Source organism: Oleiphilus messinensis (assembly GCF_002162375.1).
In the GTDB taxonomy this organism is placed as follows: Bacteria; Pseudomonadota; Gammaproteobacteria; order Pseudomonadales; family Oleiphilaceae; genus Oleiphilus; species Oleiphilus messinensis.
In genome coordinates this window covers 1,018,636-1,031,902 of the sequence record NZ_CP021425.1, presented here as the reverse complement: position 1 = coordinate 1,031,902, position 13,267 = coordinate 1,018,636, and the positions used below count along the sequence as shown (strand labels likewise).

At 46.9% G+C, this 13,267-nt stretch carries 7 protein-coding genes; 4 read left to right on the top strand and 3 right to left on the bottom strand.

Annotation, left to right across the window (positions count from 1 at the left end):
• Positions 1 to 152 precede the first annotated feature (152 nt).
• Both OLMES_RS04550 and OLMES_RS04545 read left to right on the top strand, forming a co-directional pair.
• Positions 153 to 2,405 (top strand): choice-of-anchor L domain-containing protein, encoded by a 2,253-nt coding sequence (locus OLMES_RS04550; RefSeq protein ID WP_087460162.1) that lies wholly within the window; start codon positions 153 to 155, stop codon positions 2,403 to 2,405.
• A 167-nt stretch (positions 2,406 to 2,572) separates the two neighbouring features.
• Complete coding sequence (locus OLMES_RS04545; RefSeq protein ID WP_087460161.1) at positions 2,573 to 3,268, top strand: hypothetical protein; 696 nt, start codon at positions 2,573 to 2,575, stop codon at positions 3,266 to 3,268.
• A 199-nt stretch (positions 3,269 to 3,467) separates the two neighbouring features.
• On the opposite strand, the gene OLMES_RS04540 is transcribed toward OLMES_RS04545, so the two are convergent.
• Positions 3,468 to 4,193 (bottom strand): hypothetical protein, encoded by a 726-nt coding sequence (locus tag OLMES_RS04540; protein WP_087460160.1) that lies wholly within the window; start codon positions 4,191 to 4,193, stop codon positions 3,468 to 3,470.
• 219 nt (positions 4,194 to 4,412) lie between these two features.
• Between OLMES_RS04540 and OLMES_RS04535 the strand changes: the two genes are divergently transcribed.
• Together OLMES_RS04535 and OLMES_RS04530 are read left to right on the top strand one after the other, a co-directional pair.
• On the top strand, positions 4,413 to 6,308 hold the full coding sequence (locus OLMES_RS04535; protein ID WP_198343217.1) for a glycoside hydrolase family protein: 1,896 nt from the start codon (positions 4,413 to 4,415) through the stop codon (positions 6,306 to 6,308).
• Positions 6,309 to 6,313: 5 nt separating this feature from the next.
• The gene (locus OLMES_RS04530; protein ID WP_087460159.1) at positions 6,314 to 7,591 is read left to right on the top strand and encodes a tetratricopeptide repeat protein; all 1,278 of its coding nucleotides are present in this window, start codon (positions 6,314 to 6,316) and stop codon (positions 7,589 to 7,591) included.
• 109 nt (positions 7,592 to 7,700) lie between these two features.
• Here OLMES_RS04530 and OLMES_RS04525 read toward each other — a convergent pair whose 3' ends face one another.
• Together OLMES_RS04525 and OLMES_RS04520 are read right to left on the bottom strand one after the other, a co-directional pair.
• Positions 7,701 to 11,288, bottom strand: coding sequence for a DUF4214 domain-containing protein (locus OLMES_RS04525; RefSeq protein ID WP_087460158.1), 3,588 nt, complete (start codon positions 11,286 to 11,288; stop codon positions 7,701 to 7,703).
• A gap of 132 nt (positions 11,289 to 11,420) precedes the next feature.
• Entirely contained in the window at positions 11,421 to 13,223 is a 1,803-nt protein-coding gene (locus tag OLMES_RS04520) for an O-linked N-acetylglucosamine transferase, SPINDLY family protein (RefSeq protein WP_087460157.1), read from the bottom strand.
• Positions 13,224 to 13,267 lie beyond the last annotated feature (44 nt).

Here is a 13,267-nt window from a genome sequence, read left to right as displayed (position 1 = left end):
TTGACCGGCTCCGCATATTTCTCATCATTTGTTTGAGGGAAAGCTTAAAACTGCTATAAATATTAGAAAGTTAATTTGTCTTTAGAGTGCTATCCGTCAAGCGATAACACTCAGCCGGCAAGCACGGCAGCCTGTACCAAGGAGATTCCAGAATGGCCTTCACCAGTTACAACCCCAACACTCACACCGACCTCGAATTGCTTGATGCCATGTTTGCAGATGACAGCAAACTTGTGGTGACCTCCATCGACCTGAAATATGGCGTTTTATCAGGACAAACTTCAATCTCGTTTTACGATGGTTCACTTGACCTCGATGTCGATGAAGGGGTTCTGCTTACCACGGGTGACGGAACACCACCAACCTCCAATACCTCCGGCAGTCATGGCGGTGGTTTTTCTGATAGTTCAGGCGATTCAGATCTGGACCTGGTGGCGCAACAAGCCTTTGAAGGCAGCGGCGAAACATTTGATGCTACGGTGGTCACAATCAAATTTATACCCCAGGCGGGCGCCAAGGGCATACTGTTCAATCTTGCCTTTGGCTCTGACGAATACCCGGAATTCTCGGACAGTAGTTTTGTTGATGTCGCAGGAGTGTTCATAAATGGCGAAAATGTCGCCCTATTCAACAATGATCCAACTCAACCGCTCAGCGTGATTGACAAAAACCTGGAACTCGGCAACTTTCGTGATAATCAGACAAACGATTTTCCAATTGAATATGACGGTATCAGTACCCAGCAAACCATCGCTACCGCTATTGTGCCGGGTCAGGAAAACACCCTAAAGATTGCTATAGCAGATACCGGTGATACAGCGTACGACTCAGGGATGTTTATTGCCAACCTGAAAGAAATTCCCGTGGGTGGTGGGGGGTTACTGCTTACCAATATCGGTACCGATGCAAGTGAAACAATAGAAGGGAATGACAATAACGAGTATATCGCTGGCGGTGAAGGTCACGATATCCTGTCCCCCGGAGCAGGAGAAGACTTCATTGATGCGGGTGATGGCAACGACACAGCGCTCCTGGGCTCAGGCTCAAATCAGGTTGATGGTGGAAAAGGGGAAGATAAAGTCATCTATAGCGGTACACAGGACAACTGGACAATCAGTATCGATAGCGGTGCTGTAATTGTTACAAACAACCTGACTGGGGATATTGATACGATTGTAAACGTCGAGACCATAGAGTTTAACGACCTTACGATCAATACCCAGGTACTGTTCACCGGTGAAGATTCAAGCCTGGCCAGTATATTTATTGGCCAGGATAACTTTTTCGAGGTTACGGACAACGCCGTACTTTATGGGGCGAAGGGAACCGAAACGGTTCTGCTAACCGAAGGCGCAATCGCCAGAATGGATGCTAATATTGAACGTGTTGAGTTCCCCAATGCATTGGAGAGCTATACCTTTAGCGTTAACGGAACACAGTCCACCATTTGGGAAAATAATCTACCAGTGGCGATTTTCAGAGGCTTGAACGCTCCGGCCACACTGGCATTTGCTGATGGCTCAGGAGAACTGAGCTTAACTGGACTTGACACAGGTGTGTTTGCGGGTGTTGGGATCACATCTTCGCCTGCAGCGGTTGCCGCAGAGCTCAATACGAATGATATTTCGAGCACTTCAGAGAATGGCAGTGCCGACGATGGAAATGAAAATGCCCTGAGTAACGTGACCAGACTGAAGGCCGGGTCACGCATGGATATCAGCAATGATACTACCGTCATTGGTGATACAGGGAGTGAAGCGATTCAATTGCGCGGCTCCCCAACAGTGAATATTGAGTCCATTATCGAACGAATTGAGTTACCCAATGCATTAGCAGATTACGAATTCACTCAAAAAGGTGCAACAGGAGTAACCATTTCGCAGAATGGGGAAGATGTTGCCATTTTCGACTCCCTGGCCCTGACCACATCGGTTGCATTTTCTGATGGCTCAACCGAGCTGAGCACAAGGGGCTTGAATGATGTTCGGCTAGGCGGTGTTACCATCCCTTCAACGCCATCGTCGTTAGACGTGGAGCTAAACACGCTTGACAAGTCCAACTCCTCCTCGGAAGTGGAGAATAGCAGCCTCATGGAAATCATTGTCAGTGAAGAAGGCACCGCCGATGCTTCCGCAAATGACGTATTATTTAATTTTGACCCCGGAAATTTCAATTATTCGATTGAGGGGTTTGGCCCGGGGGATTTTCTGGACTTCGTAAATAGTGCAGAAGTCAGTTATAAAAACACCAATAAAACAGATGGATTGGTGGAATTAACGGCAACCAGTGATGTTACCGGAACAACCACAGTCGTGACGTTGACGGGTGTGCCAAATGAAGTCGATAGCTCTGTATTTATCATGAGCCAGTTTTTGGATTACTTTGGCAGTGCAACCCTACTCTAAGTTCACTCGCAATTCGCTGAAGTACATCTAAACTAAAATGATATTGCTGTTTACTAGACGGCGCGTATCGTCTTACCTCGGCTCAATATCTTGAGCCCGGGTAGAAACCGATAATTTCAACGTAACTGGCAACTAAATTATAATTTTAGACCCAAAGGATATACGTAATGGCCAAACTTATTTTGACAGACAGTGACCAGGGTACGCAGTTCGAACTCAACGCAGGACCATCTTGGGAAGTTACCGGTACCAGCGGAACTGACAATATCAAAATTCTGGCAGGGGCAGAGGTCACACTAAACCTGCTTGGCGGTACTGATACTATCACCATGCCAGCCAATTTCGCAGACTTTAGTGTCGAAGTTAAAGGTACCACTGTCGAATTTACCGATGGGGATGGTAAGGTCATTGCAATTCCCGCATCCACCACTGCAAACACACTGAATTTCCCGGATGGTTCCTCTGAGAGCCTGGTCATCGACTTGAATCAGGGTGCTATCGTGCTCGGCGACATCAACCTCTCCGATGGTGGTGGCGGCTCGAATGAACCCCAAACAATCAATATTTCGGGCGATGGAACAACAACTGCAACGTCGAGCCAGGAAACATTTGTCTTTGCCTCGGACACCTACGCCCACACGATATCTGGCTTTACAGACGGAGACATTCTCGATTTTCCGGAATCGATTAACAACCTTACTATATCCAACAACTCCGGCAGCGATGGAGAAGTCGATATATTCGCGGTAGATGGCACACAAATCATGACTATTACCTTAACCGGCCTGACCACTTCAGACGATTCCCAGATATTCAACATCTCTACTTTTGCTGAAGTATTTGGTGCAGGTAGTTTGGTATAATCGTCGTTTATTTAAACCGCATTCTTTCGATTTAATTTACACCCAGAGTCTTCAAGCAACTTGAAGACTCTGGCCTTTAAGCGCAGCGTTGCTAAACCTGTTATCTCGTTCAAAGTTTGCTGTAAATTGACAACAGGAACGCTTTTAACTCGAACTCATTTCGCTAGCGACTAAAAAACCTGCTCTTGAGCAGATACCCTCAAGCAACACCAATATCACCCACGCTTAACGCATTGAAAGCATCCAGTGTCAGAGCAGAACCGCCGACACCAACCAGTTCAACCGAACTCACAATGCCATTGTTATTTAACGTGATCGATGCACTTGTACCATCACTCACGTAACTTTGCTCTAAATCTGCAAAAGTCACTCCGCTGAAGGTCAGTGAGTCGTCGCTGCCGAAGCCGGTAATTTCAACATTATTCGCGACGGCAAATGAATCGCTGAATTCAAAGGAATCTGTACTGGCTGAAATTACCTCTGCAGTGTTGTCAGTACCCTCCCCATCCAAACTTGTTGTCTCTGTACTTGTGCCCCCTTCTGCCGTAACCGTTTCAGGCTCACTTGACAGCACTTGAGAGCCTAATACAATTGCCCCCTGGTCAAGATCCAACTCCAACCCTAATGTTTCCCCACTGCCAAAGGTAATCGAGCGCGTCGCACTGGTCGATACGGGCACCGTGACCGTAGTCGAATCCGAAAAGGTAAAAATAACGGAAAGCCCTTGTGCCTGTACGGTGTAATCGCCGGCATTCCCTTCAATGGTCACGAGATCATCCCCACCGAGCAGATTTAGATTCGCATTTGCGCCTGCGGCGACCACAATTCGATCTACACCACTGGTTCCGATCAGCTCGAAATTTGCCCCTGCATTTAGCCTAACTTCTTTTCCCTGATCATCATCTGTAAGAATCAACTTTGCCATGAATTATCCACCTTTTCTTTGTTAAGCGAGTTTTAAGCTGTATTTTACTGAAGAGCACATAGGCACATTGAAAATACGATATCGTGTCAATAACTATAGCTGCGGCCAGTGGATCTTGCACTGCCATTCTTGATGATCGCTGCACTTTCACTGCAGCAATCATGTTACAATCCCCCGCTCACTTCGAGCACTTACTATTTTAATTGCCCTGAGACAGAGATGAGCCAAACGATACACGCCAGCCGGCGATACTTCAGCCAGACATTCACTGCAGAGACAGCCCTGCTCAATCGAATTCGGAGCAAGCTGGCGATGCCGTCTCCGACGACACCCATCGACATCCCCGATAACCTGTCATTCAAGTTCAAGCCAGATATATCCCAGGTTTACGTCACACTGTTCCAGAATGGTTGCCCGGCTATCCGCTGGGGTGCGAGAAGAAATTCCCTTGCAGCCAGTCTTGACCGCACAATCCAGAAGTTGAAGAGCCATCGACGTTTTAATGAGTTCAGCATCGCAGATCCCGCACAATGCCGAATCATGTTTGAAGTTGTGTTGTACGAAACCCAATGCAACATTCGCAACTTGACGGCAATGAAATTCAACAACAATCGTTTTGAAGCGGGCATCGTAGGTTTGAAGTATACCTTTGAAGGAACCACGCGATATTTCATGCCGACGGATGCAATTACCCACAGCATTATGACCGTACCTCAACTCCTAAACCACTTATCCAAACAAACAGGGCATGCAAAATTAACAACCAGCATTAAAGAAAGAACTAAAATAATGCGAGAAGCGGACATCGATTTTTCGCGTATTATCAGCGCCGCATTCGTGACCATGTCGACTGCACCCAATAATGAGGACAATGCAATTCCCTTGTTTCGCGGTCAACCCGTCCCTTCAACACTGACACCAGAAGCGCTGAAAAATGCCACGCTCAAAAGCATTGACTGGTTAGTGGAAAACATGAACGATGACGGAAGCTTTTTGTACTTTTACGACGGCATCAAAGACACTAAAGTCGACCTGGACCACCCGAACATGGTTGATCCGCTATATAACAACATACTGAGGCACAGTGGCGGCACAATCACATTATTGCGAGGTTATGAACTCACAAAAAATCCGGTCTATCTCACCGCAGCAAGTCGGTCGATTGAATTTTTCCTGACAACATTTCAGCGTCATGAGTACCGCGGCCGCTATGCGTGCTATCCATTTTTCAATCAAAAATCCAAACTGGGCGGGGCAGGCGTAGGCCTGGTGGCCTTAATGCAGCATTTTATTTTCTCCGGCTCCGATCAATTCAATGACGCGATTTACGGCTTGGTCAATCATCTGCTTTCCCGAATCGCTCAAGATGGCGAAATGATTGGCTACTATATCCACCCGAATTTCAATCAGGGTTACCCTTTAGAAGATATAGACCAGATTCCTCATGAGCAGCGCAAGCAGCTTTTCTCATTCTACTATCCTGGCGAAGCGCTACTAGGACTCGCACTCTTTTATCAACATATGCCCGGCATCGATACGGAACTCAGAGAAGAAGTCCGTGTACAGAGCTTAAAGGCATTGGACTTTTTGGTCGATGAACGTCCCTCTCGCTATCCAGAGTTGTTTTTGCCACTTCCAGCGGATGCCTGGTTAATGCAAGCCATTGAGGAATGGGTGAAGGTTGATGGGTTCAAAAAACAATCCTATATCGATTTTGTATTTAACGATACGCAACAAATGTTTAACCACATGTATACCGAAGAAAACGCCCCGTGGTTTGACTACGTAGGCGGCTTTTTCTATGAATTTGGCGATAATGTTTATCATGACGCTTCACGCTGTGAAGGCGTGGTTGCCGCCTACTATCTGGCACGATACCTCGGCATGGAGGAAAAGGCCCAAGAGATCATGGCGCACATGATCAAGTCAGCAAACGGTGTTATGTTCACACGCAACACCGCTGAATCGCTTTATAGCCATCGCCATCCGGAAAAAAGTCTCAACAGTTTCCGCTTCAAATTAACTCGCCAATGGGTGAGGGTTGACTCTGTACAGCACACAGCCTGCTTTTTCGCCCGACTCTACCCTCATTTCCCGAATTCTGCGAAGGCATAAGCGAAATGAACCAAATTGACCTGACGACGTTGAACCCTGACTTATTTCTTTACGAGCCTACTGGACAACCTGGCAGCTCGGCCCGATCATTACTGGTGATTTTCAGTGGCGTAAATGCAACCCGCTTTATGGGCTACAAATTAACCCGGGATATGCCCTGTGACAAACTGTTTATTCGCGACCCCAGCAAAAGCTGGTACCACGGGAATATCGACGGCCTGGCTGAGGGTATTGAAGATCTACTGGCAAAAATAAAAGTGATCACAGACAAGTACCCCATGGAACACGTCACCTTTTTGGGCTCAAGTATGGGAGGATTTGCTGCTTTACTTTTCGGAATTTTGCTCAATATTGGGAAAATCATTGCTTTCGGCCCTCAAATCAGAATCAATCCGCATTTACCCAACAACCCTAAAAATGATAGCCAGATCGAATACAAGGATTTAACACCGCTAATCAACAGCTCAACGGCTGAGATCGATATATACATTGGCTTAAACGAGTTAGCCGATATTTATCATGTCCAGGATATCAAACAAAGCGACAACGTAAGGGTGCAACGGCTCTTTGGCCAACCACACAATGTAATGCTGTTTCTGACAAAAATTAATTGTCTGGATACCATCATCCGATCATCCATTGCACCAGCAGTGGGTGGCCGACAAGAAAGGCGCCCTGGCCTCCCCCTTTCAATTTCAGATTCTTTTGCCAAAAACAGCACACTTCAAAATGCGGTTTTTGCCTACTATATTGATAAAAATTACTCGCTGGCGGGAACATTCTTTGCCGAACTCACTGCCGCCTATCCTGCGATTAATACGTTCTGGAAATTTTACGGAATTTGTCTGTACCATGAAAGCGAATACAAGCAGGCTCAGGAGATGCTAAGTATCGCTGAAACCATCGCCTACTCTGATGAAGAGCTGCATTACTACCAAGGCCTGATCAGTTTACAAGGGAAGCATTACGAACGGGCCAGCGCGCGTTTTGAGCAGGCCATTCAATTCGCACCACAGAAAAAATTGACGTATTTCATCAAGCTCGCGATCAGTTATCGAGAATCAGGGCGTCTGGATAATGCCTTAAGGACGTTGACGCAATCTTTGGCAATCAGTAAAACCAACTATGGTACCTACTACCAGTTCGCCCAGATTCACAAACTCAAGAACAATATTGATCAAGCGATCACAAGCTTACAATTGGCCGCAAAATACAGCCCGGGTAACCAACAGATCCTGCAAGAGCTCCACGCGCTTGAATGCAACAGAGTCTACACAATTTAAGATGTGTTGACTCTGTGCAAACCAGTACGGGTCATTGTGCCCCCCCCCTGGACAACAAATTAAGGGATACAACAAATTAAGGGATACAACAATTAAGGGGACACAACAATCAAGGGGACACAACAATGTCACCCACACCAAGCGCATTAAACTGCTGTACGGTGAACACTGACCCGCCTACACCGACAAATACCACCTGACTGACAATACCGTTGTTATTCAAGGTCACTCGGGCATTTGATCCATCGGTCGTAAAGCCTGCTTCCACAAGCGATTGACTGGTTCCCGTAAAAACGATCGTATCATCGGCACCAAAATTAGCAATTCGGACATTATTGCCTACTGCAAATGCATCACTGAACACGATCGCCCCGGAACTCGCATCAATCGTTACGGCAGTATTGTCCGTACCCTGGCCATCCAAATTCACGGAATCCTCTCCAGTAACAGCTTCACAGGTGATCAATACGGTCACATCCCCATTGGATACCTGACCAGAATTATCTGCAATTTCACACACTTGATCAGTCCCTTCATCTACCAACTGAACAGTATAGGCATCCCCCGATTCCAAATCATCTGCCAGCAAAGTCACCCCATTTGACAATGTTATGTTATCGCCCCCATTAAAACTCACGATCACAGGCTCAGATGCCCCAGATAGATTAACGTTCACAGAAAACAGCTCAATCACATCACAATTCACCAGGATGTTCGTAACATTGGCCCCATTAATAACACCACTACTGTTCGTAATCGCACATGTGAATCCATCCGGTATAGATGCCAGGGTAACGCTGTAGGTTTGGTTATCCAGCAGAAGCTCAGTAAATGTAAACTCACCCTCTGAGATGGTAATCGTCTCCGCCCCATTCAAGGTAACTGATGCGCTCCCCGTCAGGCCGGAAACACTGCCGCCCACGGTAAACTCTGGTACAGGTTCATTGCTCACACACTGAATTGCGACCGTGACATTGCCGGTGATCGTGCCGGATGAATTACTTGCAGTACAGGCCTGCGAGGTACCATCGGAAACGATTGCGACAACATAACTGTCACCTGCAGTAAACACCGTATCAAATTCAAAGCTACCATTGCCCGAAGTCGTTTCGTGCTCACCGTTCAAGGAAACAACAATATCTTCAACCGCGCCGCTAATACTGACACTGACCGAGAATATCTCAACAGTTGGTGTGCAGGAGACAATGACATTCGTTACGTTTGCGCCCGCAATAGACCCACCGCCATTTTGCACTTCACACACCTGATCACCGGATACACTCGCTGCAGTCACTTGATAGCTACTGCCATTCGCAAACGCTTGGGGAAACTGGAAATCGCCCCCGGTGGAAAACAGCGAAGTTGAACCATTCAATGTGATTGCAACCGTACCGATTGCTCCGTTGACCGTCCCCCCGATAGAAAAGGTTTCCTCTATATCATCGCAGTCAACATTCACATTCGTAACATCAACATTAGCAATAGTGCCACTGCTATTACCTACCGAGCAGGACTGACCATTTGGCTGGCTCGTTACAGTGACGGAATAACTCTCTCCCGTGAGTAAAACATCACTAAACTGGAAGCTACCATTACTGGAAATCGTGATTGATGATGCTCCATTTAACGTTAACTCAACGGCACCACTCAGCCCTGAAATATTTCCGCCCACGAGTTGTTCTGTAGCCGCAATATCGTCACAGAGAATGGACACATTTGTGATATTGCTCGCACTAATAGAGCCAGAACCATTCGTGATTTCACATGATTGTCCCGCCGGCTCACTCACCAACGATACGCTATAGGTTGTACCGGATTGTAATTTCTGGTTAAAGCTGAATGCTCCGTTAGAGAAAACAAACGCAATACCACCATTCAAGCGTAACGCGATATCCGAATTTGCCCCAGTTATCTGACCACCCACGGTAAAGCCATCCGCTGGGTCTACATCACAAATGACAGAAACATCGGTAATCGCCTGATTTTCAACAACCCCCACCCCGTTCGTCACACTACAGACCTGATTCACTGGCGCCGTAACCAATGAAACCGTGTAAGTATCACCAGACTCCAACAAGACCGGAAAAGCATTCACACCATTGGCAAACAGCACGGTACTGCCATTGTTCAAGCTTAAACCGACATCCTCATTTGCCCCTTGTACAAAAACAGAGACAGAAAAAGCGGTATCTGACTCACAAATCACCTGCACATCCGCAACAGACTTGGCTTCGATTACCCCCTGCCCCCGGGTCACAACACAAGTCTGCCCCTGAGGCTCGGAAAGTATGTTCACTGAATAGTTTTCACCTGCCGTCAATCGAGTGGAAAATGCGAACGAGCTCAGCTCCGTCGTAATCTCTTCCTCATCATTGAGAATCAGGGTAACAGGCCCACTTGAACCGAGAATTGAACCGGAAACTGCATAAGTATCTACAACCTGCTGTAACGCCTCTTCGAAAGAATTTGCATCAGCCTCGGATGCCAGATCCGACTGCCCGGTTACATCCGTAACATAGTTGATAACACTTTGGTTATTTGCAAATTCATCATCGGTAAAATCAATTCCATCTGCATAGAGTTCAGCCATTGTCCGTGTCGATGCATTCAACACAATGCCGTTACGGCCATCCCGGTCGATATCAAGCGTCAGCAACAAGCGATAAATATTGGAGGTAACAAGGTTCTGAGTGGTCTGATCAATTTCCGGATACGTTTCCGCGACAATCGAACGAATGTTTACGACTTCTTCTGTCGACACGATTCGGCCCAATATACGACCACCTAAAGACACATCAAGGGTTATGCCTGAAGCAATATCACTCACACTACAGCCTTTTTTGACACCAAGGCAAAACAGCGTGGTAGCCGCTTCACCACAAACTTCAAAATACTCAAATTCACCGTTTACACCGGTCACTCCCTGTATCGACTTTTTAATACCATTTACCGTTCCGAAACTTTCACTGGAGTAGGCCAGGCCTTTAATGCCTTTGACCGTGCCAATCTTTTTTACCGGCTCATTGCCACTATCGCCGTTATCACAGGCGTTCGACGCGAAAAACTCACTGTCATCGTTTTGTTCAGCGACGATCTCCTCTACCAACATGGTGATACTGGCGCAGACTGGTTCAGTAGTTTCAGGGTTTTCGTCAATAGAGGAAAGCAACCCCGTCATTTGCGACTCGCTAAACTCCACTCCGTCATCGAGCGCAGCAGTGACATAATGACTGGACGCCGTGATCCGGTTTGAGATTGTGTCATCATCCTCATTTTGGGCGCCACCCACGATGAAAAGGGCAACAGATTGCAATGTCAGGCGATTGTTATCAAGCTCATCAACATAAAAAGCCAAGCCCGCGGGATCAGCATCCCGACCGAAGGCCTGCTGGTAAAGATTATTGACCAGCGCTGAATGATCCAGAGCACCAAAATTTCGTTCGAACTCGTCCGAGGTACCGAATGCCTGTATTATCGCATCCAGAGAACCTTGCTGATCCAGCTGATCCGACCAAAACGCAAGACCCGCGGAGTCAGGCATACGACCGTAGTACGCTATGTAGGCACTCATCACCTGGGATTCAGTATCTGAAAATCGCTGGGATGTACACTCAGCCCAGGCTGAAACTGTCGAAATCATCGATAATGAGACTACAGTGAGACTAAAAAGAACATGTTGGTACAATCTTATGAGCATAATCACGTCATCCTGAGTACAAAATGATTTTCTTTAAGATAGTCAAAATACCACGGAATAGGAAGTGACCAAACGGTTTCCCCATCGCAGGAACACGGAATTGAAAAGCCGGGATCCTGCAGAGAGTCATGTTTAAACCGGCGAAAGATGATCTTGCCAAATTTGTCGGTATACATTTTCCATTGTTTGCGCAAAATAAGGGGCGTCACAAAGCGTTGACGCAAGCATTTTCGCTCGTAATTGCAATCGAAGTTGCGCCAGCACCTCAAGCTCGTCCGCTTGCTTAACGGCAATGCCGACATATTCTGCCTTGCTCTTGGCGATAAACTGCGGTAATCCAACCATTGTATTCAGGCTCGCAGCAACACGTCCGGAATGTCGAGTCCCCAGCAATGTCAGGGTCGGCACGCCCATCCACATCGCTTCACACGTGGTGGTGACGCCATTGTAGGGAAACGGGTCCAGGCAGAGATCAATGGAGTGATAGAGTTTAAGATGATCCAGACGGTTTGGCAGGTAGGAATAGAAATCCAGCCTTTCCTTATCAACACCACAAGATTCAAAGAGCGACACATAACGCAATCGTGTTGATTCATCACCAAGCCCCAGGCATTTTAACAACAGCCGGGCGTTTGGAAGCGCTTTCAGAATACTCGCCCAAAGTTCAACCACTTCTGTAGTCACTTTGGTTAGGTTATTGAAACTGCCGAACGTGACATAGCCTTTTTGCCTGGCAGGAAGCGCTGTATTTACTGGAACCGACTGACTGCCTTGATAACAGTGAAAGCCATCTGGCAATCGAATAAGTTTCTCGGTGTGATATTGATCCGTTTCATTCTCCGGATCACATATTGAGTCTGTAATACGATAATCAACCTGAGGTAAACCCGTGGTATCAGGATACCCTAACCAGGTAACTTGCACCGGAGCGGGTTTAAAAGCAAACACAGGCAAGCGATTTTTCTCAGTATGGCCCGCTAAATCCACCAGGATATCAATTTCATCGTCGCGGATCATCTGCGCAACCTCGGCATCTGAAACGCCGATAATTACCCGCCAGTGATTGGCCAACTCTTTAAGTCGACTGGTTACGCCGTCATTTTTCACGTGATTGTAGTAACAATATATCTCGAATTCATTTTTGTTATGTCTCGTCAGCAATGGCTCAAAAAAATAAACAACAGAGTGTGCTCGAAAATCCGGAGAAACATAACCTATTTTCAGTTTTTTGTGGGCGCGCGCGCTGTCATTGTGTGTAGCTTGCTCGATTGGCTTGTTGATTGTGGCAATGCGAGTGGCCTGCTCTCCGAATCGGAGATGCTCCTGGAATATATCTGCATCAAGGAAATCATCAAGGTAGTGCAGTGATAACAGCAGATTGGAATGCACTTCAAACAACCCCGGATCGACTGACAATGACCGACGATAGTAGGCTATGGCATCTTCCGTGGCGCATTTCCGTCTGGAGATCACCCCTAAATTATTAAGTGCGTCGGTGTGGTTGGGATCCAGTTTCAGGGTGTGCTGAAAACACGCTAATGCGTCATCCAGACTTCCGATCTCACATAGCGCGAGACCAAGATTATTATATGCCGGCGTTAGCGCGGGATTGATTTGAATGGCCTTTTTGATCAGCTCGATGGCCGGAGCATGCTTGCCCATCTGAATACCAATCACCCCCAAAAGGTGATTTGCATCAGCATGGGAAGGTTGTACGGTCAATATCTGACGATAGATCGCTTCCGCCTGACTCAACTTTCCAGTGTTATGGTATTGAATTGCCATTTGCAGAGCCTGGGACACGTCTAGTGGGGGCTGAGAAACAGTAAATGTCTGATTTTCAGTGCTTCCAGACTTAATCTTGCTCGCTTTCTGCAATGGTTTTACGTTGACTTTCTGACTACGTTTTTTTGTTTTATTTTTTGGGGTTCGCATAGATCCATCCAGAACGTTCCATATGTGATAGGGTCGACACCAAT

Bases quoted from the DNA above. Each gene is read 5' to 3' on its own strand.
- OLMES_RS04550 (WP_087460162.1), top strand. From the start codon at position 153: ATGGCCTTCACCAGTTACAACCCCAACACTCACACCGACCTCGAATTG.
- OLMES_RS04545 (WP_087460161.1), top strand. From the start codon at position 2,573: ATGGCCAAACTTATTTTGACAGACAGTGACCAGGGTACGCAGTTCGAA.
- OLMES_RS04540 (WP_087460160.1), bottom strand. From the start codon at position 4,193: ATGGCAAAGTTGATTCTTACAGATGATGATCAGGGAAAAGAAGTTAGG.
- OLMES_RS04535 (WP_198343217.1), top strand. From the start codon at position 4,413: ATGAGCCAAACGATACACGCCAGCCGGCGATACTTCAGCCAGACATTC.
- OLMES_RS04530 (WP_087460159.1), top strand. From the start codon at position 6,314: ATGAACCAAATTGACCTGACGACGTTGAACCCTGACTTATTTCTTTAC.
- OLMES_RS04525 (WP_087460158.1), bottom strand. From the start codon at position 11,288: ATGCTCATAAGATTGTACCAACATGTTCTTTTTAGTCTCACTGTAGTC.
- OLMES_RS04520 (WP_087460157.1), bottom strand. From the start codon at position 13,223: ATGCGAACCCCAAAAAATAAAACAAAAAAACGTAGTCAGAAAGTCAAC.